Genomic DNA, 24,452 nt, shown 5'->3' with positions numbered 1-24,452 from the left:
CCGCAGACTGCCACACCGCGCTACCGGTCGGTAGGGGGTGGACGGGGGCGTGTCGGGTGCCTTTCCGGGGACCTTCGGTCCGTGGGCGGGGCCGGCGCGGTGGCATAGGGTCGGCCGGGTGGACCGCAAGAACATCCCCAACCCCGGATTCGCCGCCGACGACGGCGCCGCCGACCCGGCGCTGGCCGCCGCGCTCGCCCGCTGGTCGCAGGACCGCACGGCCGATCCGCAGGTGCTCGCAGCGCTCGCGCCCACCCGGCTGATGGTGCCGATCGTGGCGATCCTCGGCGAGGTGGAGCTGGACGAGCACGGGCACCGGCACGAGAAGACCAGTGACATGGCCGTCCCCGTGGTCGAGGCCGCCGACGGCCGCCGCGCCCTGCCGGCCTTCACCTCGCTGGAGACCCTGGCCCGCTGGCGCGCCGACGCCCGCCCGGCGCCGGTGGCCGCCCCGCAGGCCGCGATGGTCGCCTTCTCCGAGCGCGCCGACACCCTGCTGATCGACCCGGCGGGCCCGGTCGCCTACCAGCTGTCCGGCGCCCGGCTGCGCGCGCTCGCCGAGAACCGGCCGTACCTGCCGCCGGTGGCCGACCCCGAGGTGCGGGAGGCGGTCCGGGCGCTGCTGGCCGCCGAGCCCGCGGTGGTGTGCGGCCTGCTGGCGCCGTACCAGGACGCGGACGGCCTGCTCGCGGTGGTGCTGGACGAGGGCCTGGACCAGGCCGGGGTGCAGGAGGCCGCCCAGCGGGTCGGTCGGGCGGTCGCCGCCGATCCGGTGCTGCGGGTCCGGCTCGACCGGGGCCTGAGCCTGGCGGTGCTGCCCGCGGGCTCGGCCCTGCCGGGGGAGCCGCTCTACCGGCGCTAGCCGTCACGCGCGGCCGCAGCCGCGGGAGCTCCCCGTAACCGCGGGAGCTCCCCGGCGCCGCGGCGGCCGGGCCCGCAGCGGAAACGCGGAGGCCCCTCCGGAACGCCGCGTTCCGAAGGGGCCTCGCGCACCGGCGCCGCCGCGCGGCGCCGGGTGGGCTCAGGAGTAGACCGGCCCGGTGAACTTCTCGCCCGGACCGGAGCCCGGGGCGTCCGGGACGACCGAGGCCTCGCGGAAGGCCAGCTGGAGCGAGCGCAGGCCGTCCCGCAGCGGAGCGGCGTGGAAGTTGCTGATCTCCGGGGCGCCGGCGGTGACCAGCCCGGCCAGCGCGGTGATCAGCTTGCGGGCCTCGTCGAGGTCCTTGTCCTTCTCGCCGCCCTCGGCGAGGCCGCACTTCACGGCGGCGGCGCTCATCAGGTGCACCGCGACGGTGGTGATCACCTCGACGGCGGGGACCTCGGCGATGTCCCGGGTGAGGTCGTCGAAGCCGATCGCCTCGTCGTCCGCGGCGGGGTTCTGGGTGGGCTCGCTGCTCAAGGGGGGCTCGTTCCGTCGTGCCGGTCTCCGTACAGAGGGAGCGTACAAGGGGTGGCGCGGAGGGGCGGAATAGTGTTCTACCGCCCGGCGCTGTATGATTCGAGACTGACCGGCCAGGCGTCCTCACGGATGCCCGGCCAGCAAGTGGAGGCTCCACCACAGGAGGCCCGAGAGGGCAACCGCGAAAGTCTCCCACCCGATCGGCTTCGCGGTCGACGGGTCCGGTCCGCGACGGGCGCCCAGGCGCCGAGTCGCCCGCAGCGCCCCTCACCGGGCGTCGCCCCCGGTTGTGTGGAGCCCCGCTTGTACCGAGCGGGGCTTTTTTCGTGTCGCGGTGCATGCAGTGCCTACCAGCAAGTCAGGCAGCGCAGCACGAATGAAGCCCCGCCCAGTGGTCGAGTCCACTACGTGCGACCGCCGTCCGACGGCCGCATCGCAGAAGGTGCAACCGAGGAGGCCCCATCAGCACCGAGCCCCGCATCAACGACCGGATTCGCGTCCCCGAGGTGCGACTCGTCGGTCCCAGCGGCGAGCAGGTCGGCATCGTGCCGCTTGCCAAGGCGCTGGAGCTCGCGCAGGAGTACGACCTCGACCTGGTCGAGGTCGCGGCGACCGCCCGGCCGCCGGTGTGCAAGCTCATGGACTACGGCAAGTTCAAGTACGAGTCGGCCATGAAGGCCCGTGAGGCGCGCAAGAACCAGGCGCACACGGTCATCAAGGAGATGAAGCTCCGGCCGAAGATCGACCCGCACGACTATGACACCAAGAAGGGTCACGTCGTTCGGTTCCTCAAGCAGGGCGACAAGGTCAAGATCACGATCATGTTCCGCGGTCGTGAGCAGTCCCGCCCCGAGCTGGGCTTCCGACTGCTCCAGCGGCTCGCCGACGACGTCCAGGACCTGGGCTTCATCGAGTCCTCGCCGAAGCAGGACGGCCGTAACATGATCATGGTTCTCGGCCCGCACAAGAAGAAGACCGAGGCGATGGCCGAGGCCCGCGCGATCGCGGACGCCCGCAAGGCCGAGCGCCAGGGCCGGAACACCGGCCCGGACGCCGCCGCGGACGACGACGACGCCGCGCTTGAGGCCGAGAACGCCGCCGCCGAGGCCGAGGCCGAGGCCGACGAGATCGACGACGCCGACGACAACGATGAGGCCGCCGAGGCCGTCGTCGAGGCCGACGTCGAGGCCGCCGCCGAGGTCGAGCAGCCGGCCGAGGCCTCCCAGGGCGCCTGAGCCTTCACCGGCCAGGGCGGCCCGGGGGACCGGCCACCACGGAGACGGGGCGCCCGCCCGGTCACCGCAGATCCATCCTTCACGCCCGCGCGGCGCACACCGCGCGGGCGTGGACGGACCGACGAGGAGATACGGCGAAATGCCGAAGCAGAAGACGCACAGTGGCGCCAGCAAGCGCTTCAAGATCAGTGGCTCCGGCAAGGTCCTGCGCGAGCGCGCCGGCCGTCGCCACCTCCTGGAGCACAAGCCCTCGACGCTGACCCGCAAGCTGGCCGGCACCGTCGAGCTGGCCCCCGCTGACGCCAAGAAGATCAAGAAGCTTCTCGGCAAGTGATCGCCCTCCCGCCCGGTGCGAGCCGTGTGCGGGGCAGCTGATCCTTCCCGACCCATTCGAATGACGGACCACGTGAAGTAGTCCGTGGTCCAACCCAAGGAGTAATCAAGTGGCACGCGTCAAGCGGGCAGTCAACGCCCACAAGAAGCGCCGGGTCATCCTGGAGCGCGCCAGCGGCTACCGCGGCCAGCGCTCGCGCCTGTACCGCAAGGCCAAGGAGCAGGTCACCCACTCGCTGGTCTACAACTTCAACGACCGCAAGAAGCGCAAGGGCGACTTCCGTCAGCTGTGGATCCAGCGCATCAACGCTGCGGCCCGTGCCAACGGCATCACCTACAACCGCTTCGTGCAGGGCCTGAAGGCCGCCAGCGTCGAGATCGACCGCAAGATGCTGGCCGACCTCGCCGTCAACGACCCGGGCGCGTTCGCCACCCTGGTCGAGGTCGCCCAGAAGGCGCTGCCGGCCGACGTGAACGCCCCGAAGGCCGCCGCCGACGCCGCCTGATCTTCCTGGATCAGTCGAGTCGAGCTGACCGGACCCGCAGGCTCGATCCTGCGGGTCCGGTTTTGCGTTCCGACCGCCGCCGGTCCGTACAGAGCCCGCACAGAGACGAGATCATGCCGAGCACCGACACCCCCCTGCTGACCTCCCTGCGCTCGCCCCGGGTGGTCGCCGCCCGGCGCCTCGCCAAGCGGAGCCAGCGCGGCAAGGAACGCCGCTTCCTCGCCGAGGGCCCGCAGGCCGTCCGCGAGGCCATCGCGTTCGGGCGGCTGCCGGACTCGGGCGAGCACGCCGTCGTCGAGGTCTACGCCACCCCGGAGGCCGCCGACCGGCACGCCGGCATCGTCGACGCCGCCCTCGCCGAGGGCCTGCCGGTGCTCACCGCCACCGACGAGGTCATCGCCGGGATCTGCGACACCGTGACCCCCCAGGGCATCGTCGCGCTCTGCCGCTTCATCGACACGCCGTTCGACGAGGTGCTCGCCGCCCGCCCCAGGCTCGTCGCGGTGCTCGCCCACGTCCGGGACCCCGGGAACGCCGGCACCGTGCTGCGCACCGCCGACGCGGCCGGCGCCGACGCCGTGGTGCTCACCGACGCCTCGGTGGACCTGTACAACCCGAAGGCGGTCCGGGCCTCCGTCGGCAGCCTGTTCCACCTGCCGGTCGCCGTCGGCGTGCCGGTCGAGGAGGCCATCGGGCGCCTTCGCGGGGCCGGCGTCCGGGTGCTCGCCGCCGACGGGGCGGGGGAGCGCGACCTGGACCGCGAGCTCGACGAGGGCACCCTGGGCGCGCCCGGCGCATGGGTGTTCGGCAACGAGGCCTGGGGGCTCCCGGAGGAGACCCGCGCGCTCGCCGACGAGGTGGTGCGCGTCCCGATCCACGGGCACGCCGAGAGCCTCAACCTGGCCACCGCCGCCGCCGTCTGCCTCTACGCCTCCGCCCGGGCCCAGCGCTCGCCCGGCGGGTGCCGCGCGGCGGGGTAGCCGCCCCCACAAGTCGTCGCGGACCCTATGACCGGGCGCTGGGAGACGCTAGGGTCTGCCTCGGTGGGGGGAAAGACACGGTGGGTAATCGGGGAGGACACCCATGGTCGGCAGCGGGCCAGAGCTCGACCCGGACGACCTGCCGGACGGCCTGGTGGTCGCCGACGCCCTGGGCCGGGTGGTCTGCTTCAACCGCGCCGCCGCCCGGCTGACCGGCATCCACCCGCAGGCCGCCCTCGGCAGCACGCTGGAGGACGCCCTCCCGCTGGAGGACCTCGACGGCCGCCGCTGGTGGCAGCTGACCGACCCGTACGGCGGCCTGGCGATCCGGACCAGCCAGCCCGAGCGCAACCTCCTGCTGCCCGGCGGCCGCGAGGTGCTGGTCTCCGCCCGGTACGTCCGCACGCTCCCGCAGGGGCCGCTGCAGCGGCTGGTGATCGCCCTGCGCGGCACCGAGGCGCGCCGCCGCACCGAGCGCAGCCACGCCGAGCTGATCGCCACCGTCGCGCACGAGCTGCGTTCGCCGCTGACGAGCGTCAAGGGGTTCACCGCGACCCTGCTCGCCAAGTGGGAGCGGTTCACCGACGGGCAGAAGCGGCTGATGCTGGAGACCGTCGACGCCGACGCCGACCGGGTCACCCGGCTGATCGCCGAACTGCTGGACATCTCCCGGATCGACGCCGGACGGCTGGAGCTGCGCAAGCAGGTCGTCGACCTGGCCGCCGCCGTCCGCCGGCACGTCGAGCGCAAGGTCGCCACCGGCATCCCCGAGGAGCGCTTCGACATCCGCGTCGCCGAGCCGCTGACCGTCCTGTGGGCCGACCCGGACAAGGTCGACCAGGTGCTGGCCAACCTGCTGGAAAATGCCGTGCGCCACGGCGAGGGGACTGTCACCATCGAGGTGGCACCCGCCAAGGAGGTCGTGGAGGCACCCGTCTGGGAGCGCTCCGGCACCCCGCCCCGCATCGTGGAAGGCACAGCGGTCACCGTGAGCGACGAAGGCAGCGGCATCCCCGAGGACTCGATGCCGCGCGTCTTCACCCGCTTCTGGCGCGGCTCCAAGCGCGGCGGCACCGGCCTGGGCCTCTACATCGTCAAGGGCATCGTCGAGGCCCACGGCGGCTCGATCCGCGTCGACCGCGCACCCGGCGGTGGCGCCCGGTTCCGATTTATCCTGCCCTCCGGGGTGCCCGACTTCATGCTCTGAGCCGGAGCCCGACCACCGGCGCACGACGCCGGGAGCGGCCCCCGGAAGGGCTTCACGGCAGCCGCGCTACGCGCTGCGACTACACTCGACCTTTGGCGTTGTGGGACGCCCTGCGCGGTTGTGCCGCGGACACCCCTCCTCCCCGCGCGGAGATCCCCCCGGATCGTGCCGCCCGGCGAGCGGGCTGCCCGCGCCCCGGCCACGCCGGGCGTGACGCGATGGGACCCTCCTGCCCGCTGGCGGGCCAGGAGGGAGCGAGCCCCCCTTACCTGAGCACGGACGAGCAGGAGCACGGGAAAGATAGAGATGTCGGCACCCAACAAGTCGTACGACCCGGTCGAGGTCGAGGCACTCAAGCCCGAGGTGGTGGAGGCGGCCAGGGACGAGGCCGTCGCCGCGTTCGCCGCCGCCACCAGCCTCGACGAGCTGAAGCAGGCCAAGGTCGCCCACACCGGCGACCGTTCCGCGCTCTCCCTCGCCAACCGCGAGATCGGCGCCCTGCCCCCGCACGCCAAGGCCGCGGCCGGCAAGCTGATCGGCCAGGCCCGGGGCGCCGTCAACCAGGCGCTCGCCAGGCGGCAGACCGAGCTGGAGGCGGAGCGCGACGCCCGCGTGCTGGTCGAGGAGGCGGTGGACGTCACGCTGCCGTACGACCGCACCCCGCGCGGCGCCCGCCACCCGCTGACCACGCTGGCCGAGCGCATCGAGGACACCTTCGTCGCGATGGGCTACCAGGTCGCCGAGGGCCCCGAGGTCGAGGCCGAGTGGCTCAACTTCGACGCGCTCAACCTGGGCCCGGACCACCCGGCCCGGTCCATGCAGGACACCTTCTTCGTCCAGGCCCCGGACGGCTCCGCCGACTCCGGCGTGGTGCTGCGCACCCAGACCTCCCCGGTCCAGGCGCGCACCATGCTCGACCGCGAGCCCCCCGTGTACGTCGTCTGCCCCGGCCGGGTCTACCGGACCGACGAGCTGGACGCCACCCACACCCCGGTCTTCCGCCAGGTCGAGGGCCTCGCCGTGGACGAGGGCATCACCTTCGCCGACCTCAAGGGCACCATCGAGCAGCTGGTCTCGACCCTGATCGGCGACGGCCTGGAGCTGCGCTGGCGGCCCTCGTACTTCCCGTTCACCGAGCCGAGCGCCGAGATCGACCTGCAGTGCTTCGTCTGCCGCGGCGAGTCGGTGGGCAACCCCGACAAGCCCTGCCGGACCTGCGGTTCCGAGGGCTGGATCGAGCTCGGCGGCTGCGGCGTCGTCAACCCCCGGGTGCTGGTCGCCTGCGGCGTCGACCCCAACCGCTACAGCGGGTTCGCCTTCGGCCTGGGCCTGGAGCGGATCCTGATGAACCGTCACAACGTCGCCGACATGCGCGACATGGTCGAGGGTGACGTGCGTTTCACCCTCCCGTTCGGGATGGAGATCTGATGCGCGTCCCGCTTTCCTGGCTGCGCGAGTACGTCGACCTGCCGGCCGGCGAGACCGGCCGTGACGTGGCCGAGCGCCTGGTCCGGGCCGGCCTGGAGGTCGAGACCGTCGAGCAGCTCGGCGGCGACCTCAAGGGCCCGCTGGTGGTCGGCGAGGTGCTCTCCATCGAGGAGCTGACCGGCTTCAAGAAGCCGATCCGGCACTGCTTCGTCAACGTCGGCGACGCCAACGGCACCGGCGCCCCGCAGGAGATCGTCTGCGGCGCCACCAACTTCGCCGTCGGCGACAAGGTCGTCGTGGTCCTCCCGGGCGCCGTGCTGCCCGGCCCGTTCCCGATCGCCGCCCGCCAGACCTACGGCCACACCTCGGCCGGCATGATCTGCTCCGCCCGCGAGCTGGGCATGGGCGACGACCACGACGGCATCATCGTGCTCCCGCCCGAGTACGAGCCCGGCACCGACGCCGTCGAGCTGCTCCAGCTCGTCGACGAGGTGCTCGACATCGCCGTCACCCCGGACCGCGGCTACTGCCTGTCCATGCGCGGCGTCGCCCGCGAGGCCGCCGCCGCCTACGGGCTGCCGCTGGCCGACCCGGCACTGCTCGACGTCCCGCCGGCCAACTCCTTCGGCTACCTGGTGAAGGTCGCCGACCCGGCCGGCTGCGACCGGTTCGTGGCCCGCACCGTGATCGGCCTCGACCCGGCGGCCAAGTCCCCGATCTGGCTCCAGCGCCGCCTGCAGAAGTCGGGCATCCGCCCGATCTCGCTGGCCGTCGACATCACCAACTACGTGATGCTTGAGGTCGGCCAGCCGCTCCACGCCTACGACAAGCAGCGCGTCGACGGCCCGATCACCGTCCGCCGCGCGGAGCAGGGCGAGACCCTCACCACCCTCGACGGCGTCAAGCGCACGCTGTCCGCCGAGGACCTGCTGATCTGCGACAACAGCGGCCCGATCGGCCTGGCCGGCGTCATGGGCGGCGCCTCCACCGAGATCCTCGACCCGGCCGCCGGCCCCGGCACCACCGAGGTGATCATCGAGGCGGCGCACTTCGACCCGGTCGCCATCGCCCGCGGCGCCAAGCGCCACAAGCTGCCCTCCGAGGCGTCCAAGCGCTTCGAGCGCGGCGTCGACCCGGAGGCCACCCGCGCCGCCGCCCAGCGCGCCGTCGACCTGCTCGTGCTGATCGCCGGCGGCACCGCCGAGGCCGGTGTCACCGACATCGCCGCCCCGCACCCGGTGCGCACCATCACCATCGCCGCCGACCTGCCCGACCGCGTCGCCGGCACCGGGTACGGCCGCGAGACCGTCACCCGGCGGCTCCAGGAGATCGGCTGCTCCGTCGCGGGCGCCGACGTCCTGGAGGTCACCCCGCCGACCTGGCGCCCCGACCTCACCGACCCGTACGACCTCGCCGAGGAGGTCATCCGGCTTGAGGGCTACGACAACGTGCCCGCCCGGATGCCCACCGTGCCGCCGGGCAAGGGCCTGACCGAGGCCCAGCGGATCCACCGCCGGGTCGGCGTGGCGCTGGCCGGCACCGGCTACGTCGAGGTCAACAACTACCCGTTCGTCGGCGAGGCCGCCTTCGACGGGCTCGGCCTGGAGAAGGACGACCGCCGCCGCCGCACGGTCAAGCTGGTCAACCCGCTGAGCGACGAGGAGCCGGCGCTGCGCACCACGCTGCTGCCGGGCCTGCTCGGGGCGCTGCGCCGCAACGTCGGCCGCGGGAACACCGACCTGGCGGTCTTCGAGACCGGCACGGTCTTCCTGCCCAAGGACGAGCTGTCCGTCGCGCCGCGCCCGGCCGTCGACCGCCGCCCCAGCGACGCGGAGCTGGCCGCGCTGGACGCGGCGCTGCCGCACCAGCCGCGCCGGGTCGCCGTCGCGCTGGCCGGCGAGCGGCTGCCGTCCGGCTGGTGGGGCAAGGGCGCCGGGGCCTCCTGGGCGGACGCCGTCGAGGCGGCCCGCACGGTGGCCCGCGCCGCCGGCGTCGAGCTGACCGTGCGCCGGGGGCAGCTGCTGCCCTGGCACCCGGGCCGCTGCGCCGAGCTGGTCGTGGCCGGCACCGACCGGGTGGTCGGCCACGCCGGTGAGCTGCACCCGCGCGTGGTCAAGTCGCTGGGCCTGCCGGAGCGGACCGCCGCGATGGAGGTCGACCTCGACCTGCTGACCGCCGACGGTGCCGAGCGGGTCTCCGGCCCGGCGGTCTCCGGCTTCCCGGTGGCCACCCAGGACGTCGCGCTGATCGTCGACGCCGCCGTGCCGGCCGCCGAGGTGGAGGCCGCGCTGCGTACGGGGGCCGGTGAACTGCTGGAGGCCATCCGGCTGTTCGACGTGTTCACCGGCGAGCAGGTCGGCGAGGGCCGGAAGTCGCTGGCGTACGCGCTGCGGTTCCGCGCCGGGGACCGGACGCTGACCGCCGACGAGGCGACCGCCGCCCGCGAGGCGGCCGTCGCCGAGGCCGTCGCCCGCACCGGGGCGGTGCTGCGCGGCGCCTGATCCGCGCTGCTCGCCGAAGGGCCCCCGCCCGGACGTTCCTCCGTCCGGGCGGGGGCCCTTCGGCGTGTCCGGGGGTGCGGGTGGGCCGGCGCCCCCGCCCGGGCCGCAGGACCCCTCGGGGCCGCGCGCGCCGGGTGGTTTGAAGTGATTCGGTCAAAGCCCTTGCGAACGTGCTCCGATGGGCGCTATCTCTTAGTTAGGAAAGTTTCCTAACTCCCATGGAGCCCGGGTACCCCCTGCCCGGGCCGAGGAAACGGAGCGTCAGATGCGCCTCAAGCACCGCACCGCCGGGATCGCCCTCGCCGCCCTCCTGGTCGCCGCCCCGGCCACGGTGGCGGCCGCCGGGGTCGGCCACGCCGCACAGCCCGCGCCCTCGGCCGCGGCCGCCGTCGCCGTCGGCCTGGACGACCCGCACAAGAAGGACATCGCGATGCAGCTGGTGTCCAGTGCCGAGAACTCCTCGCTGGACTGGAAGGCCCAGTACAAGTACATCGAGGACATCAAGGACGGCCGCGGCTACACGGCCGGCATCATCGGCTTCTGTTCCGGCACCGGCGACATGCTCGAACTCGTCGAGCACTACACCGACGTCAAGCCCGGCAACGTCCTCGCCAAGTACCTGCCCGCGCTGCGCAAGGTCAACGGCACCGAGTCGCACGCCGGCCTCGGCTCCGCCTTCGAGCGCGACTGGGCCACCGCCGCCAAGGACACCGTCTTCCAGCAGGCCCAGAACGACGAGCGCGACCGCGTCTACTTCAACCCCTCCGTCAGCCAGGCCAAGTCCGACGGCCTGCGCGCGCTCGGCCAGTTCGTCTACTACGACGCCATCGTCATGCACGGACCCGGCACCAGCTCCGACAGCTTCGGCGGCATCCGCAAGGCCGCCATGAAGAAGGCCAAGACCCCCGCCCAGGGCGGCGACGAGGCCACCTACCTCAAGGCGTTCCTGGACGCCCGGAAGGTCGTCATGAAGCAGGAGGACGCACACTCCGACACCAGCCGCGTCGACACCGCGCAGCTGGTCTTCCTCAACGCCAGGAACTTCGACCTCAACCCGCCGCTGAAGTGGAAGGTCTACGGCGACAGCTACGCCATCAACAGCTGAGGCCCCCACCCGCCGCGCCGCGGGCGCCCGCTCCCCCCGGGGCCCCGCGGCCGGCCGGGAAATCCGGATGACGGTCGAACGGACGTCCTGGTAGCGTCCGGGGCGTGTCCAAGCTGAACCAGATCATCGCCGTCGAAAAGGGCGTCAAGTCCAAGTCGTTCCAGGAGCTGACGCAGTCCCACCAGGACCTGCAGAAGCCCGCGCTGCTGGCCGGCATCTCCCGGACCTACCAGCCCAAGGACGAGGAGGGCGAGCAGCTGCCCCCCGAGTCCACCCGCGTCCAGGTGAAGGCCGAGGACGTCCTGCGGACGACCGCCGCGACCCTGACCCGGCTGTTCGACGTCACCGCCACCAAGGACTGGGCCAACACCGCCGCCCGCGCCGACGTCGTGGTCGACGGACGCACCCTCGTCGCCGACGTCCCGGTCACCTACCTGCTCTTCCTGGAGAAGCAGCTCACCGACCTGCGGACGTTCGTCCGCAAGCTGCCGGTGCTGGACGCCGCCGAGTCCTGGAACCACGACGCCTCCACGGACTCCTGGAAGACCGAGGCGGTGCGCACCAACCGCACCAAGAAGGTCCCGCGCAACCACGTGAAGGCCGAGGCGACCGAGAAGCACCCGGCGCAGGTCGAGGTGTACTACGAGGACGTCGCCATCGGCTACTGGACGACCGTGAAGTTCTCCGGCGCCCTCCCGGCCCGGCGGGTGAACGAACTCCTGGAGCGGGTCGAGAAGCTCCAGCAGGCCGTCCAGTTCGCCCGCGAGGAGGCCAACGGCGCCGAGGTCACCGACCACCGGGTCGGCGACGCCGTGTTCGGCTACCTGTTCGGGTAGCCCCATGATCGCCCCCGTGTCAGAGCGGGGGTGGCGCGAAGAGCGCAAGCTGACACTGATGTTGAAGCTGACATCAGGGGAAAGGTGGAGGTTCGAGTCCTCCCCCCGGCACCACACGCCGGGGTGGCCCAACCGGCAGAGGCAGCCCCTGTGAAACTCAGACTCTCGCTCAAGTCTCAGCATTCGCCGCCGAGCGCCGGATCGACCGGGTGTGTGCTACAGCGTGGGTTGCGGGTTCGACTCCCGTCTGCGCCTCTCCGTGGCGCGGTAGCTTCAATGGCAGAGCAACGTTGTAAAACTGACCCACACCCTTAAACGTGCCGGTGCAGAGCAATTGGGTGGCACCTCAGGGGCCCGGGAGCTGGATACCGCTCCCGGGCCCCGTCACGTGCCCGCCCCCTCACGCGCCCGCCCCGCCGCGGGTCAGGCGGTGGCGGTGTAGTCGTAGAAGCCGCGCCCCGACTTGCGGCCGAGCAGACCGGCGTCCACCATCCGGGACAGCAGCGGGGGAGCGGCGTACAGCGGCTCCTTGTACTCGTCGTACATCGACTCGGCGATCGAGACGATGGTGTCCAGGCCGATCAGGTCGCACAGCCGCAGCGGGCCCATCGGGTGGGCGCAGCCCGCCTCCATGCCCTTGTCGATGTCGGAGGCGGTGGCCACACCCGACTCGAACATCCGGACGGCCGAGAGCAGGTACGGCACCAGCAGGGCGTTGACCACGAACCCGGCCCGGTCACGGGCCCGGATCGGCTCCTTGCCGAGCACTTCGGTGGCGAACGCCTCGGCCCGCTCGGTGGTGGCCGCCGAGGTGGTCAGGGTGGGGATCACCTCGACCAGCTTCTGCACCGGCGCCGGGTTGAAGAAGTGCAGGCCGACCACCTGCTCCGGGCGGGAGGTGGCGGCGGCCAGCTTCACGATCGGGATCGACGAGGTGTTGGAGGCGAGGATCGCGTCCCGGCGCTCGATCACCCGGTCGAGGGTCTGGAAGATCCGGACCTTGACGTCCGCGCGCTCGGCCACCGCCTCCACCACCAGGTCGCGGTCGGCGAAGTCCGCCAGGTCCACGGTGAAGGCGAGCCGGCCCAGCGCCTCGTCCCGCTCCTCGGGCGTGAGCTTGCCCCGCTTGACGGCGGTGTCCAGCGAGTTGGTGAGACGGGTGCGGCCGAACTCCAGCGCCTCCCCGGTGGCCTCCGCGACCAGGACCTCCAGTCCCGCCCGGGCGAACACCTCCGCGATGCCCGACCCCATCAGGCCGCAGCCGATCACTCCGACGCGCGCGATGTCACTCACTCAGTTGCCCTTCGGTGGTGCTGGGGATCGCCCAGCGACAGGTGGTACCGCAAGCTGTTGTCCAGCGGGGCGGGAGCACGGTAGGTGTGCACCGGTGCACCGCCCCGACGACGTTACTACTCCGTACCGGCCAGTAGGTCATCCCCTCCCCGCGATGAACCGGGGGCTTCGGGAGGCCGTTGCGGGAGGCCGTCCCGCGGTCGCCCCGCAGCCCTCCCGCAGTCTTTCCGCAGCCCTCCCGCAGCCGCCGGCGCCCGCCCGGCGGCTGCGCCGGACGGGTGAGCCCGCCCGCGTCGCGCGTGCGCCCCGGGGCCGCCCCGCCCCGCGCCGGACAGAATGCGGGACGGTCTGCACGCAGGCGAAGGGAGCACGGGGATGCCGACGGGATCGCTCAGAGGGCAGGTCGCCCTGGTCACCGGCGCCGGTCGGGGGATCGGCCGGGAGATCGCCATCGGCCTCGCCGCCGAGGGCATGGCCGTCGGGCTGGTCGGCCGCACCCACGAGACCCTCACCGAGACCCTCAAGGAGTGCGTCCGGCACGGCGCGCGCGGCGTCGCCGTCACGGCCGACGTCACCCGGCCCGGCTCGGTCCGGGAGGCCGTCCGCGTCATCGAGCGGGACCTCGGCCCGGTCGACCTGCTGGTCAACAACGCCGGCCAGGTCGACCGCTCCGAGGTCCCGCTCTGGGAGACCGACGCCAACCAGTGGTGGCAGGTCGTCGAGGTCAACCTGCGCGGCCCCTACAACCTGCTGCGCTGCGTCCTGCCGGGCATGGTCCGGCGCCGCAGCGGCCGCGTGATCAACCTCAACTCCGGCTTCGCCCTGCGCCCCGACGGCGCCTACACCGCGTACTCCACCTCCAAGGGCGCGCTGCTGAAGCTCTCCGACAACCTCGCGGACCCGCTCGCCGAGCACCAGGTCGTCGTCCTCGACATCAGTCCCGGCGCGGTCGCCACCGACATGACCGCCGGGATGCCGATGTTCCGGGACACCAAGGAGTGGGGCTCCATTCCGTACATGGTCGCCGTCACCGTGGACGCCGCCCGCGGCCGCTTCGACGGGCTGCACGGGCGGTTCATCCACGCCGGGCGCGACGACCTGGAGGCCCTGGTCAACCGCGCCGGGGAGATCCGCGAGGCGGACGCCCGCACCCTGCGGCTCCGCCCGTACGGGCCGGACGACCCGATGGGCTGACGCGCCCGACTCGGCCGGCGTGCCCGACGCGGACTGCCGGCCCGACAGGCCCGGACGGGCCTCAGGCGCAGAGGCGGCTGGCGGTGACCGGGGTCAGCCCGGCCTTGGCGAGACCGTCGAGGATCCCGGGCAGCGCGTCCACCGTGCACTGGTGGCCCAGGTGCAGGGCGACCACCGACCCGCCGCGCACCGAACCGAGCACCCGGCGCTGGAGCTCGGCCGCACTCGGGTCGCTGTAGTCGCGCGGGTCCACGTCGAAGGCGAGCACGTGCTCGTACCCGACGGCCTTCGCCTGCTCGCGCACCACCGGGGTCGCGTACTGGGCGGCGGAGGGGCGGAACCAGCGGCCGATCGAGCCGGTCAGCCGCTGCAGCCGCTCCGCACACTGGGCGATCTCGGCACGCGCCCGGTCGGCGGTCATCGTGGAGATGTCCTGGTGGTTCTGGGTGTGGTTGCCCAGCTCGTGGCCGCCGTCCAGGATCCGCCGCGCCATCTGCGGCTGCTGGTCGAGCCAGCTGCCGACGGCCAGCACCGTGAGGCCGACACCGCGCCGCTCGGCGATCTCCAGCAGGGCCGTGGCCAGCCGCGGGTCACCGCTGCCGTGGAACGTCAGGGCGACGTTCCGGCCGGTGCGCGGCCCGTACGCCACCTCGACGGGGGTGCCGGGCGCCAGCGGCGGGAGCACCGGCGGGACCGGCGGCGCGCTGGCGGCCACCGGACCGGCGGAGGGGGACGGGGCGCCCGGATCCGGCGCGGCGGCGACCGGCTCGGCCTGCGCGGACGCCGCGGCGGGCGCGCCACCCGCCCCGGCGGAGCCGGCGGGCGCCGGCGACGCGGACCCCTCCGTCCCCGCCCAGGCCGGGTCGACGGTGCCCGACGGGTCGACCGTGCCCGGGCGGACGGCGAGCGCCCCCGGGTCGGCACGGCGGGAGCCGCTGCTGCCACAGGCGGTGAACAGCCCGCCGACGGCGGTGAGGGCGGCCAGTTTGGCGGTGGTGCGCAGGACGGTGCGCCGATCGGCAGTCATCGGCAGCCAGCATAGAGAGCACACCGTCCCGCGGCGACCGGCGGGGATTCCATCGCGCACCCATTGACGTGCACACCCACCATGGTTCGGATGCTGCGGAAACCTGAACTCCCGCTGTTTCAGGGCCCCGTCGTCGGCTACGATCGCGGCGCACCGGGCGGTGGGGGCACGGCACACCGGGCCCGTCGGCCGCACCGGTACGGGGGACGCCGCCGGCACCGGCCGGCGACGAACGCAGGGAACGACAGGGGGCGGCAGATGACCGAGGACACGACGACGGGTGCGGGGATCGGCACCGACTGGGACTGGGCGCGCGCCGACGACTGGCAGCCCCCGACCGAGCTCGACACCGGCATCCCGCACACCGCCCGGATGTACGACTACTACCTGGGCGGCAAGGACAACTTCGAAGCCGACCGGAAGGCCGCCGAGGCCGCGATAGCCGCCTACCCGGCACTGCCGCTGCTCGCCCGAACCAACCGCGAATTCCTGGGCCGGGCCGTCGAGTTCGCCGCCGGACGCGGGATCCGGCAGTTCCTCGACATCGGCACCGGCATCCCGGCCGTCGGCTCCACCAACGAGGTCGCCCAGCGGGTCGCCCCGGACGCCCGCGTCGTCTACGTCGACAACGACCCGATCGTCGCCACCCACGCCCGCGCCCTGCTGGCCGGCCACCCGGCCGGCCACACCTCCGTCATCGAGGGGGACCTGCGCGAACCCGAGGCGATCCTCGACCACCCGGGCCTGCGCGCCGCCATCGATCTCGACCGGCCGGTCGCCCTCATGCTGGTCGCCGTCCTGCACTTCATCCGGGACGAGGACGGCGCCGAACGGATCGTCAGCACCCTGCGCGACGCGCTCGCCCCCGGCAGCGCGCTGATCCTCTCCCACGGCAGCCCCGACTTCGCCTCCCGGGAGAGCGCCGCCGAGGGCACCCGGATCTACCGCAGCGCCAGCGCGCCGCTGGTGCTGCGCCCGCGCGCCGCCGTCGAGCCGTTCTTCGGCGACTTCGGGTTCGCCGGCCCCGGCCTGGTCCAACTCCCGCTCTGGCGGCCGGAGTCCGGGCACATCCGGACCTCCGATCTGCCGGAGGGCTGGCAGGACGTCTCCGCCTACGCCGGCGTCGCCTTCAAGGGCTGAAGCCGCCGGCCGATCCGATCACCCACCCACAGGCCGAACGGGAGCGGGGAATGACCGCCGGAACACCGCCGCTGCCCGCAGCCGCGGCCGAGCTGCCGGCGGCACTCGCCGCCCCGCCCCGGCTGGTCGCCCACCTCGGGCTGGTCCACGAGGTCGCGGTGCCGGTCGCCGACCGGTGCGCCGGGTACGGCGTGCCGGTGGACCGGGAGGCGGTGCTGTTCGGCGCCGCCACCCACGACATCGGCAAGACCGTCCACCACGAGGAGCTCTCCGCCCCCGGCTCGCCGCACGAGCGGGCCGGGCACGAGCTGCTGCTCGCGCACGGCGTCCCCGAGCGGCTCGCCCGTTTCGCCCGCACCCACGGCGACTGGCGTGCGCCCGGCACCACGGTCGAGGACCTGCTGGTCAGCCTCGCCGACAAGGCGTGGAAGAACAGCCGGATCCGCGACCTGGAGGACCTGCTGGTCGGGCGGCTCGCGGCGGGCAGCGGCCGGGAGCCCTGGGAGGTCTTCCTGGAACTGGACGACCTGCTCACCCGGATCGGCGAGGACGCCCCGCGCCGGCTCGCCGTCCAGGCCTCCCACCCCGTCGGAGTGCCCGTCCGCCGGCCCGTCGGGCAGCCGGGGCGCCCGGGGCCCGCCGTCCCGCAGCCCGGCGGGCCCGCTGCCGACGGCGGCTCGTAGCCGGTGGCCCGGAGCCCGGGGATCCGCTGGTCCGCCGCCCGGCGGGCGGCGGAAAACCACGCGACGGCGCCGACCGCCCGGTGTTAGTTTGCGGCGTATGCGACCCCTGAACGAGACCGACATCCGCGCGTCCTTCGTCAACTGCTCCAAGGGCGAGGCCCGTCGGCTCAACCTCCCCCGGGGCCTGGCCGAACTCCCCTGGGAACACCTGGACTTCCTCGGCTGGCGGGACCAGGGCGCGCCCGACCGCGGCTACCTGGTGGCCGAGCACGGCGGCGACCTGGTCGGTGTGACGCTACGGGTGCCGTCGTTCCGGCGCAGCCTGACCAAGACCAACGTCTGTTCGCTCTGCGTCACCGCCCACGCGGGCTCCGGCGTCGCACTGCTCACCGCCCGCCGCGCCGGAGCGGCCGGACGGGAGGGGAACACCGTCGGCACGTACATCTGCGCCGATCTGGCCTGCTCGCTCTACCTGCGCGGGCTGAAGAAGTCCGCACTGGTGAGCCGGCCCGACGAGTCGCTCCCGCTGGAGGACCAGATCGCCCGCACGCTGGCGAACCTCGGCACCTTCCTCACCCAGGTCCGGACGGACACCCTCGCCGCCTGACGGCCGACGCACCCGGCGGCCGACACCCCCGACGACCGGAGCGCCCCGCCGCCGGGGAGCCCGGCCCTCGGGTGCCCGGCCCCAGGGGCGGCCGGTCCGGCCCCGCGCTACCGCCCGCGCAGCTGGTTCATGTCGCGGCGGTCCCGCTTGGTGGGCCGCCCGGCACCCCGGTCGCGCAGGCCGGGTACGGTCACCTGCTCGCGCGGCGGCCTCGGCGGACTGTTGTCCACCAGGCACTCCGCCGCGACCTCCGCGCCGACCCGCTTGCGGATCAGCTTGCGCACCACGACGACCCGCTCGTGCCCCTCCTGGCGGATCCGCACCTCGTCGCCGGGCTTGAGCGACTGCGCCGGCTTGGCCCGGTCGCCGTTGACCCGGACGTGCCCGGCCTTGCAGGCGTCCGCCGCCGCCGACCGCGTCTTCGCGAGCCGCACCGACCAGATCCAGCTGTCCACCCGGACGCTTCCCACGTCTTCGACCATCCCCCGAGCCTACCGAGCGCGCCGCGGCGGCCCCACCGGCCACCGGGCCCGAGGCGCCCGCCGCACGTCCCCCGTACGTCCCGCCGCACCCCTCCCGCACGCCCTACCGACGGCCGGGTGCCTCCTGGACCGCCCAGCCGTTCCCGTCCGGGTCGCTGAAGAAGACGAACGAGTTCCACTCCCCGCCCCGCCCGTCCACCCGGGACCCGTCCTCGAAGTGCTGCACGGGGCTGACCTCCACGCCCCGGGTGACCAGTTCGGCGTGCGCCCGGTCGATGTCCGGCACCACCAGCTGGAGCCCCTTCAAGGAGCCGGGAGGCGCCTCCGTCACCCCGGTGCCCACCACGATCGAGCACCCGGAGCCGGGCGGCGTCAGCTGGACCACCCGTACGCCGTCCCGGATCCGGGTGTCGTGGTCGACGGTGAACCCGGCCTGTTCCTCGTAGAAGACCTTGGCCCGGTCCACGTTCGAGACCGGGACCACCACCACTTCGAGCTTCCAGTCCATGGCCGCGCCCCTTCCCTCGGGCCCTTCCAGTATCAGCCGCAGTCCCCGAGCGCGCCCGGCGCCGGCCGAACCGCCCCGCCCGCCGGGCCCCGGGCCGCCCGCGGCCCCGCACCCGCCCACCGCCGCCGCCGACCGGCCGGGCCAGCCCGTCGGCTAGCCTGGGCCACGATGAACCGCCTCCCGACGCCCGCCGCCACGACCCCCTTCGCCACCCCCTGGGGCAGCCTCGACCTCACCCGCTACCCGGAGGACCCGCGCGAACGGCTGCGCGCCTGGGACGCCGCCGACGAGTACCTGCTGCGGCACCTGGCCGGCGAGACCGACTCCGCCCAGGACGGGCCCACCGACCTCACCGGCCGCGCGGTGACCGTCCTCGGCGACCGCTGGGGCGCCCTGACCACCGCGCTCGCCGGCCACGCCCCCGTCCAGATCAGCGACTCCCACCTCGCCCAGCGGGCCACCGGCGCCAACCTCGCCCGGGCCGGCGCCGACCCCGCCGCCGTCCGGCTGCTCACCACCCGGGACGCCCCGCCCGAGCGGATCGACGTCCTGCTGGTTCGCGTCCCCAAGAGCCTCGCGCTGCTGGAGGACCAGCTGCACCGCCTCGCCCCGGCGGTCCACCCGGGCACCGTGGTGATCGGCACCGGCATGGTCACCGAGATCCACACCTCCACCCTCCGGCTCTTCGAGCGCATCCTCGGCCCGACCCGGACCTCGCTGGCGGTCCGCAAGGCCCGGCTGATCCTCTGCACCCCGGACGGGTCGCTCGACCCCGGCCCCAACCCCTGGCCGCACCGCTACGCGCTGCCCGCGGACATCGGCCCGGCCGCCGGGCGCACCGCGGTCAACCACGCGGGCACGTTCTGCGCCGACCGCCTCGACGTCGGCACCCGCTTCCTCCTCGCCCACCTCCCGACCGCGGAGCCGGGCCGGCGCGTCGTCGACCTCGGCTGCGGCAACGGCGTGGTGGGCACCGCGGCCGCGCTGGCCTCGCCCGGTGTCGAGCTGGTCTTCGTGGACGAGTCCCACCAGGCGGTGGCCTCGGCGGAGGAGACCTTCCGCGCCGCGCTCGGCCCGGACGCCCGGGCGGAGTTCCTGACCGCGGACGCGCTGGCGGCCGAGGCCGTGCCGCCCGGTTCGGTGGACCTCGTGCTCAACAACCCGCCGTTCCACTCCCACCAGGCCACCACCGACGCGACCGCCTGGCGGATGTTCACCGGCGCCCGCCGTGCCCTGCGGCCGGGCGGTGAGCTCTGGGTGGTCGGCAACCGGCACCTCGGCTACCACGTCAAGCTGCGCCGTCTCTTCGGGAACTGCCGGATCGTGGCGGGGAACCCGAAGTTCGTCGTGCTGCGGGCCGTCCGCCGGTGAACCGCGGGGCGCCCGGCGCCCACCCGCCTGCTACCGGAGCGCCGGGGCCCGGAGTGCCGGGCCCGGAAACCGGCCGTTTCCCCGCCAGGTAAGGCTAGCCTAAGCTAATCGTCGGACGACGGGCGAAAGGCCGCCCGCGCGGCCGGGACACCCCGTCCTCGGATGCGGGGGCGGGGCACCCCTCATCCCACTCTCTTGCATGGATGTTCCGTGCTGCGTATATTCATGCCACGACGAAGGAGGGACTGCCATGGCATTGCGAGTCGCCGTCGCCGGCGCGAGCGGATACGCGGGCGGTGAGGTGCTGCGCCTGCTGCTCGGCCACCCGGAGGTGGAGATCGGGGCGCTCACCGGCGGCTCGAACGCCGGCACCAGACTGGGCCTGCTGCAGCCGCACCTGCTGCCGCTCGCCGACCGGATCCTCGAACCCACCACCACCGAGGTCCTGGCCGACCACGACGTGGTGTTCCTGGCCCTGCCGCACGGCCAGTCCGCCGCGGTCGCCGAGGAACTCGGCGGGAACGTCCTGGTCGTCGACTGCGGCGCCGACTTCCGGCTCAAGGCCGCCGCCGACTGGGAGCAGTTCTACGGCTCCGCGCACGCCGGCACCTGGCCCTACGGGCTGCCCGAACTGCCCGGCCACCGCGCCGCACTGAAGGGCGGCAACCGCATCGCCGTGCCCGGCTGCTACCCGACCGCCGTCTCGCTCGCCCTGTTCCCCGCGTACGCGGCCGGACTCGCCGAGCCCGAGGCCGTCATCGTCGCCGCCTCCGGCACCTCCGGCGCCGGCAAGGCCGCCAAGACCCACCTGCTCGGCAGCGAGGTCATGGGCAACGTCAGCGCCTACGGCGTCGGCGGCGTCCACCGGCACACCCCGGAGATGTCCCAGAACCTCACCCCGCTCGCGGGCGAGCCGGTCAGCGTCTCCTTCACCCCCACCCTCGTCCCGATGCCGCGCGGCATCCTCGCCACCTGCTCCGCCAAGGCGAAGCCCGGCGTGACGGCCGAGAACCTGCGCGCCGCCTACACCGAGGCGTTCGCCGGCGAGCCGTTCGTCCGCCTGCTCCCCGAGGGGCAGTGGCCGCAGACCAGCAGCGTCTACGGCTCCAACGCCGCACTCGTCCAGGTCGCCCTGGACGGCGCCACCGGGCGGATCATCGCGATCAGCGCGATCGACAACCTGGTCAAGGGCACCGCCGGCGGCGCGGTGCAGAGCATGAACATCGCCCTGGGCCTGCCCGAGGAGCTGGGCCTTCCCGTGAACGGAGTCGCACCGTGACCGACCACCAGAACCTCGGAGTGACGGCCGCCAAGGGCTTCCGCGCCGCCGGCGTCACCGCCGGCATCAAGGCCTCCGGCACCCCCGACCTCGCCCTCGTCGTCAACGACGGCCCCTCGCTCGCCGCCGCCGGCGTCTTCACCGCCAACCGCGTCAAGGCCGCCCCCGTCCTCTGGTCCGAGCAGGTCCTCAAGGGCGGCGCGGTCTCCGCCGTCGTCCTCAACTCCGGCGGCGCCAACGCCTGCACCGGCCCGCTCGGCTTCCAGGACACCCACGCCACCGCCGAGAAGGTCGCCGAGGAGCTCAAGCTCAACGCCGGCGAGGTCGCCGTCGCCTCCACCGGCCTGATCGGCGTCCGCCTCCCGATGGACATCCTGCTCCCCGGCGTCACCACCGCCGCCGCCGAGCTCAGCGCCACCGGCGGCGAGGCCGCCGCGATCGCCATCAAGACCACCGACACCGTCCACAAGACCGCCCAGGTCACCAGCCCCGCAGGCTGGACGGTCGGCGGCATGGCCAAGGGCGCCGGCATGCTCGCCCCCTCCCTCGCCACCATGCTGGTCGTCCTCACCACCGACGCCGACCTGGACGCCGCCGCACTCGACACCGCGCTGCGCGGCGCCACCCGCACCACCTTCGACCGGATCGACTCCGACGGCTGCATGTCCACCAACGACACCGTGCTGCTGCTCGCCTCCGGAGCCTCCGGCACCACCCCGGACCGCGCCGAGTTCGACGAGGCGGTCCGCACCGTCTGCGCCGACCTCGCCCGCCAGCTCATCGGCGACGCCGAGGGAGCCAGCAAGGACATCCGGATCGACGTCACCGGCGCCGCCACCGAGGACGAGGCCGTCGAGGTCGCCCGCACGATCGGCCGCAACAACCTCCTCAAGTGCGCCCTCCACGGCCAGGACCCCAACTGGGGCCGCGTGCTGGCCGCGATCGGCACCACCAGCGCCGCCTTCGACCCGGATCGGCTCGACGTCGCCATCAACGGCGTCTGGGTCTGCCGCGACGGCAGCGTCGGAGAGGACCGCGATCTCGTCGACATGACCGGCCGCGAGGTGGTCATCACCGCCGACCTCAACGCCGGCGGGGCCACCGCCACCCTGTGGACCAACGACCTCACCGCCGACTACGTGCACGAGAACAGCGCCTACTCCACCTGAGACCAGCCACCCGAGCCGGGGACGGAAAACGTGCAGATCGCACCCAAGGGCGAACAGGCCCGCAACAACACCGCGTTGCCCAAGGCCATCACGCTCATCGAGGCGCTGCCGTGGCTGGAGCGCTTCCACGGCAAGACCGTCGTCATCAAGTTCGGCGGCAACGCCATGGTCGACGACGAGCTCAAGGCCGCCTTCGCCCAGGACGTCGTCTTCCTCCGCTACGCGGGCCTCCACCCCGTCGTGGTGCACGGCGGCGGCCCGCAGATCAGCGCCCAGCTCGACCGGCTCGGGCTGGAGTCCTCCTTCACCAACGGCCTGCGGGTCACCACCCCCGAGACCATGGACGTGGTCCGGATGGTGCTGGCCGGCCAGGTCCAGCGCGAACTGGTCGGCCTGCTCAACAGCCACGGCCCCTTCGCGGTCGGCATGACCGGCGAGGACGCCCACACCATGACCGCCGTCAAGCGGTACGCGGTCGTCGACGGCGAGCAGGTCGACATCGGCCTGGTCGGCGACATCGTCAACATCGAAGCGGGCGCGGTGAAGGCGCTCATCGCCGACGGCCGCATCCCGGTGATCTCCTCGATCGCCCGCGGCACCGACGGCCACGTCTACAACATCAACGCCGACACCGCCGCCTCCGCGCTGGCGGTCGCACTCGGCGCCGAGATGCTCGTCGTCCTCACCGACGTCGAGGGCCTCTACAAGGACTGGCCGAACTCCGACGACGTGATCAGCCAGCTCGGCGCGAGCGAACTGGAGGAGCTGCTGCCCGGCCTGGCCACCGGCATGCTCCCCAAGATGGAGGGCTGCCTGCGCGCCGTCCGCTCCGGCGTCGGCACCGCCCGCGTGCTCGACGGCCGGGTGGCGCACAGCCTGCTGCTGGAGATCTTCACCGACGAGGGCATCGGCACGATGGTCGTGCCGGACGACGAGACGACCGTGACCGGGGGACTGGCATGACTTCCAACGACAAGCTCACCGACCGGTGGCAGCACGCGTTCACCGACAACTACGGCACCCCCCGCATCCCGCTGGTCCGCGGTGAGGGCAGCAAGCTGTGGGACGCCGACGGCAACGAGTACACCGACCTGCTCGGCGGCATCGCCGTCAACGCCCTCGGCACCGCCCACCCGGCGGTCGTCGAGGCCGTCAGCCGGCAGATCGCCACCCTCGGCCACGTCTCCAACCTCTTCATGGCCGAGCCGACCATCGCCCTCGCCGAGCGGCTGCTCGCCCTCGACGGCCGCCCGGGCCGGGTCTTCTTCTGCAACTCCGGCGCCGAGGCCAACGAGGCCGCCTTCAAGATCGGCCGCCGGACCGGCCGCACCCACGTCGTCGCCCTGGAGGGCGGCTTCCACGGCCGCACCATGGGCGCCCTCGCGCTCACCGGCCAGCCCGCCAAGCAGGCGCCGTTCCTGCCGCTGCCCGGCGACGTCACCCACGTCCCGTTCGGCGACGTCGAGGCGCTGCGCGCCGCCGTCACCACCGAGACCGCCGCCGTCTTCCTGGAGCCGATCCAGGGCGAGAACGGCGCCGTCCCGCTGCCGGACGGCTACCTCACCGCCGCCCGCGAGATCACCCGCGCCACCGGCACCCTGCTCGTCCTGGACGAGATCCAGACCGGCATCGGCCGCACCGGCCACTGGTTCGCCCACCAGGCCCACGAGGGCGTCGAACCGGACGTCGTCACGCTCGCCAAGGCCCTCGGCGGCGGCCTGCCGATCGGCGCGGTGCTCGCCTTCGGACCGGCCGCCGACCTGCTCACCCCCGGCCAGCACGGCACCACCTTCGGCGGCAACCCGGTGGTCGCCGCCGCCGCCCTCGCGGTGCTGGACACCATCGAGTCCGAAGGCCTGCTGGAGCACGCCCGCAAGACCGGCGACCGGCTGCGGCACGGCGTCGAGGCGATCGGCGACCCGCTCGTCGCACACGTGCGCGGCTCCGGACTGCTGCTCGGCATCGTCCTCACCGAACCGGTCTCGGCCAGGATCCAGGCCGGACTCCAGGACGCCGGCTTCCTCGTCAACGCCGCCGTCCCGGACGCGGTCCGGCTCGCCCCGCCGCTGGTGCTCACCGAGCAGGAGGCGGACGCCTTCCTCGCCGCCCTGCCGGCCGTCCTCCGGGCGGTCCGCGAGGACGCCCCGGACGATGCGAACCGAGCGTAGT

The 24,452-nt window shown here is 73.6% G+C and carries 24 protein-coding genes and 1 pseudogene; 20 read left to right on the top strand and 5 right to left on the bottom strand.

Annotation, left to right across the window (positions count from 1 at the left end):
* Positions 1-118: 118 nt before the first annotated feature.
* Positions 119-862: an SseB family protein gene (locus OG550_RS07520; RefSeq protein WP_327675858.1), complete on the top strand. Its 744-nt coding sequence runs from the start codon at positions 119-121 to the stop codon at positions 860-862.
* Positions 863-1,021: 159 nt separating this feature from the next.
* Here OG550_RS07520 and OG550_RS07515 read toward each other — a convergent pair whose 3' ends face one another.
* Positions 1,022-1,399 carry a DUF1844 domain-containing protein gene (locus OG550_RS07515; protein WP_327675856.1) on the bottom strand — a complete coding sequence of 126 codons (378 nt, stop codon included), beginning with the start codon at positions 1,397-1,399 and terminating at the stop codon, positions 1,022-1,024.
* Between the two features lie 461 nt (positions 1,400-1,860).
* On the opposite strand from OG550_RS07515, the gene infC reads away from it, so the two are divergent.
* The 10 genes and pseudogenes from infC to OG550_RS07465 all read left to right on the top strand — a co-directional run bounded on the left by infC (position 1,861) and on the right by OG550_RS07465 (position 11,644).
* The gene (gene infC, locus OG550_RS07510) at positions 1,861-2,634 is read left to right on the top strand and encodes a translation initiation factor IF-3 (RefSeq protein WP_327683722.1); all 774 of its coding nucleotides are present in this window, start codon (positions 1,861-1,863) and stop codon (positions 2,632-2,634) included.
* Between the two features lie 139 nt (positions 2,635-2,773).
* Positions 2,774-2,968, top strand: coding sequence for a 50S ribosomal protein L35 (gene rpmI, locus OG550_RS07505; RefSeq protein WP_030055648.1), 195 nt, complete (start codon positions 2,774-2,776; stop codon positions 2,966-2,968).
* A gap of 109 nt (positions 2,969-3,077) precedes the next feature.
* Positions 3,078-3,473, top strand: a complete 396-nt coding sequence (gene rplT / locus OG550_RS07500) for a 50S ribosomal protein L20 (RefSeq protein WP_327675850.1) — start codon at positions 3,078-3,080, stop codon at positions 3,471-3,473.
* A 113-nt stretch (positions 3,474-3,586) separates the two neighbouring features.
* On the top strand, positions 3,587-4,453 hold the full coding sequence (locus OG550_RS07495; protein ID WP_327675848.1) for a TrmH family RNA methyltransferase: 867 nt from the start codon (positions 3,587-3,589) through the stop codon (positions 4,451-4,453).
* Between the two features lie 103 nt (positions 4,454-4,556).
* Entirely contained in the window at positions 4,557-5,660 is a 1,104-nt protein-coding gene (locus OG550_RS07490) for a sensor histidine kinase (protein WP_327675846.1), read from the top strand.
* Positions 5,661-5,966: 306 nt separating this feature from the next.
* Positions 5,967-7,088: a phenylalanine--tRNA ligase subunit alpha gene (gene pheS, locus OG550_RS07485; protein WP_327675844.1), complete on the top strand. Its 1,122-nt coding sequence runs from the start codon at positions 5,967-5,969 to the stop codon at positions 7,086-7,088.
* Positions 7,088-9,589, top strand: coding sequence for a phenylalanine--tRNA ligase subunit beta (gene pheT, locus OG550_RS07480; protein WP_327675842.1), 2,502 nt, complete (start codon positions 7,088-7,090; stop codon positions 9,587-9,589). The genes pheS and pheT overlap by 1 nt, the downstream gene beginning before the upstream one ends.
* 265 nt (positions 9,590-9,854) lie before the next feature.
* On the top strand, positions 9,855-10,694 hold the full coding sequence (locus OG550_RS07475) for a chitosanase (protein ID WP_327675840.1): 840 nt from the start codon (positions 9,855-9,857) through the stop codon (positions 10,692-10,694).
* Positions 10,695-10,798: 104 nt separating this feature from the next.
* Positions 10,799-11,530 carry a DUF7873 family protein gene (locus OG550_RS07470; protein ID WP_327675838.1) on the top strand — a complete coding sequence of 244 codons (732 nt, stop codon included), beginning with the start codon at positions 10,799-10,801 and terminating at the stop codon, positions 11,528-11,530.
* 24 nt (positions 11,531-11,554) lie between these two features.
* A pseudogene (locus OG550_RS07465) lies at positions 11,555-11,644 on the top strand.
* A 309-nt stretch (positions 11,645-11,953) separates the two neighbouring features.
* Here the strand turns inward: OG550_RS07465 and OG550_RS07460 are convergent.
* Positions 11,954-12,823 (bottom strand): 3-hydroxybutyryl-CoA dehydrogenase, encoded by an 870-nt coding sequence (locus OG550_RS07460; protein ID WP_327675836.1) that lies wholly within the window; start codon positions 12,821-12,823, stop codon positions 11,954-11,956.
* Between the two features lie 375 nt (positions 12,824-13,198).
* Here OG550_RS07460 and OG550_RS07455 point away from each other — a divergent pair, with 375 nt between their 5' ends.
* Complete coding sequence (locus OG550_RS07455; RefSeq protein ID WP_327675834.1) at positions 13,199-14,017, top strand: SDR family NAD(P)-dependent oxidoreductase; 819 nt, start codon at positions 13,199-13,201, stop codon at positions 14,015-14,017.
* Positions 14,018-14,078: 61 nt separating this feature from the next.
* Here OG550_RS07455 and OG550_RS07450 read toward each other — a convergent pair whose 3' ends face one another.
* Complete coding sequence (locus OG550_RS07450; protein ID WP_327675832.1) at positions 14,079-15,044, bottom strand: polysaccharide deacetylase family protein; 966 nt, start codon at positions 15,042-15,044, stop codon at positions 14,079-14,081.
* 258 nt (positions 15,045-15,302) lie between these two features.
* Here OG550_RS07450 and OG550_RS07445 point away from each other — a divergent pair, with 258 nt between their 5' ends.
* The 3 genes from OG550_RS07445 (at position 15,303) to OG550_RS07435 (ending at position 17,474) form a co-directional block, all read left to right on the top strand.
* Positions 15,303-16,184, top strand: a complete 882-nt coding sequence (locus tag OG550_RS07445) for an SAM-dependent methyltransferase (protein WP_327675830.1) — start codon at positions 15,303-15,305, stop codon at positions 16,182-16,184.
* Between the two features lie 50 nt (positions 16,185-16,234).
* Positions 16,235-16,867 carry an HD domain-containing protein gene (locus OG550_RS07440; protein ID WP_327675828.1) on the top strand — a complete coding sequence of 211 codons (633 nt, stop codon included), beginning with the start codon at positions 16,235-16,237 and terminating at the stop codon, positions 16,865-16,867.
* 97 nt (positions 16,868-16,964) lie between these two features.
* Positions 16,965-17,474, top strand: coding sequence for an FBP domain-containing protein (locus tag OG550_RS07435; RefSeq protein ID WP_327675825.1), 510 nt, complete (start codon positions 16,965-16,967; stop codon positions 17,472-17,474).
* Positions 17,475-17,581: 107 nt separating this feature from the next.
* Here OG550_RS07435 and OG550_RS07430 read toward each other — a convergent pair whose 3' ends face one another.
* Complete coding sequence (locus OG550_RS07430) at positions 17,582-17,956, bottom strand: RNA-binding S4 domain-containing protein (protein WP_327675823.1); 375 nt, start codon at positions 17,954-17,956, stop codon at positions 17,582-17,584.
* A 103-nt stretch (positions 17,957-18,059) separates the two neighbouring features.
* The gene (locus tag OG550_RS07425; protein WP_327675821.1) at positions 18,060-18,464 is read right to left on the bottom strand and encodes a VOC family protein; all 405 of its coding nucleotides are present in this window, start codon (positions 18,462-18,464) and stop codon (positions 18,060-18,062) included.
* A 168-nt stretch (positions 18,465-18,632) separates the two neighbouring features.
* Here OG550_RS07425 and OG550_RS07420 point away from each other — a divergent pair, with 168 nt between their 5' ends.
* The 5 genes from OG550_RS07420 to OG550_RS07400 all read left to right on the top strand — a co-directional run bounded on the left by OG550_RS07420 (position 18,633) and on the right by OG550_RS07400 (position 24,451).
* On the top strand, positions 18,633-19,835 hold the full coding sequence (locus OG550_RS07420) for a methyltransferase (RefSeq protein WP_327675819.1): 1,203 nt from the start codon (positions 18,633-18,635) through the stop codon (positions 19,833-19,835).
* Positions 19,836-20,085: 250 nt separating this feature from the next.
* Positions 20,086-21,114: an N-acetyl-gamma-glutamyl-phosphate reductase gene (gene argC, locus OG550_RS07415; protein WP_327675817.1), complete on the top strand. Its 1,029-nt coding sequence runs from the start codon at positions 20,086-20,088 to the stop codon at positions 21,112-21,114.
* The gene (gene argJ / locus OG550_RS07410; protein WP_327675815.1) at positions 21,111-22,283 is read left to right on the top strand and encodes a bifunctional glutamate N-acetyltransferase/amino-acid acetyltransferase ArgJ; all 1,173 of its coding nucleotides are present in this window, start codon (positions 21,111-21,113) and stop codon (positions 22,281-22,283) included. Before argC ends, argJ begins: the two co-directional genes overlap by 4 nt.
* A gap of 30 nt (positions 22,284-22,313) precedes the next feature.
* Positions 22,314-23,246, top strand: a complete 933-nt coding sequence (gene argB, locus OG550_RS07405; protein WP_327675813.1) for an acetylglutamate kinase — start codon at positions 22,314-22,316, stop codon at positions 23,244-23,246.
* Complete coding sequence (locus tag OG550_RS07400; RefSeq protein WP_327675811.1) at positions 23,243-24,451, top strand: acetylornithine transaminase; 1,209 nt, start codon at positions 23,243-23,245, stop codon at positions 24,449-24,451. Before argB ends, OG550_RS07400 begins: the two co-directional genes overlap by 4 nt.
* Position 24,452: the final 1 nt, after the last annotated feature.

This window comes from Kitasatospora sp. NBC_00458 (assembly GCF_036013975.1).
In the GTDB taxonomy this organism is placed as follows: domain Bacteria; phylum Actinomycetota; class Actinomycetes; order Streptomycetales; family Streptomycetaceae; genus Kitasatospora.
The sequence above is the reverse complement of the archived record's forward strand: the minus strand, read 5'-3'. Positions and strand labels throughout refer to the sequence as shown.

Coding starts and splice junctions, on each gene's coding strand:
- OG550_RS07420 (WP_327675819.1), top strand. CDS start 18,633: ATGAACCGCCTCCCGACGCCCGCCGCCACGACCCCCTTCGCCACCCCC.
- OG550_RS07425 (WP_327675821.1), bottom strand. CDS start 18,464: ATGGACTGGAAGCTCGAAGTGGTGGTGGTCCCGGTCTCGAACGTGGAC.
- pheS (WP_327675844.1), top strand. CDS start 5,967: ATGTCGGCACCCAACAAGTCGTACGACCCGGTCGAGGTCGAGGCACTC.
- OG550_RS07475 (WP_327675840.1), top strand. CDS start 9,855: ATGCGCCTCAAGCACCGCACCGCCGGGATCGCCCTCGCCGCCCTCCTG.
- OG550_RS07435 (WP_327675825.1), top strand. CDS start 16,965: ATGCGACCCCTGAACGAGACCGACATCCGCGCGTCCTTCGTCAACTGC.
- argC (WP_327675817.1), top strand. CDS start 20,086: ATGGCATTGCGAGTCGCCGTCGCCGGCGCGAGCGGATACGCGGGCGGT.
- OG550_RS07450 (WP_327675832.1), bottom strand. CDS start 15,044: ATGACTGCCGATCGGCGCACCGTCCTGCGCACCACCGCCAAACTGGCC.
- OG550_RS07400 (WP_327675811.1), top strand. CDS start 23,243: ATGACTTCCAACGACAAGCTCACCGACCGGTGGCAGCACGCGTTCACC.
- rpmI (WP_030055648.1), top strand. CDS start 2,774: ATGCCGAAGCAGAAGACGCACAGTGGCGCCAGCAAGCGCTTCAAGATC.
- OG550_RS07430 (WP_327675823.1), bottom strand. CDS start 17,956: ATGGTCGAAGACGTGGGAAGCGTCCGGGTGGACAGCTGGATCTGGTCG.
- pheT (WP_327675842.1), top strand. CDS start 7,088: ATGCGCGTCCCGCTTTCCTGGCTGCGCGAGTACGTCGACCTGCCGGCC.
- OG550_RS07455 (WP_327675834.1), top strand. CDS start 13,199: ATGCCGACGGGATCGCTCAGAGGGCAGGTCGCCCTGGTCACCGGCGCC.
- OG550_RS07440 (WP_327675828.1), top strand. CDS start 16,235: ATGACCGCCGGAACACCGCCGCTGCCCGCAGCCGCGGCCGAGCTGCCG.
- OG550_RS07495 (WP_327675848.1), top strand. CDS start 3,587: ATGCCGAGCACCGACACCCCCCTGCTGACCTCCCTGCGCTCGCCCCGG.
- OG550_RS07490 (WP_327675846.1), top strand. CDS start 4,557: ATGGTCGGCAGCGGGCCAGAGCTCGACCCGGACGACCTGCCGGACGGC.
- OG550_RS07445 (WP_327675830.1), top strand. CDS start 15,303: ATGACCGAGGACACGACGACGGGTGCGGGGATCGGCACCGACTGGGAC.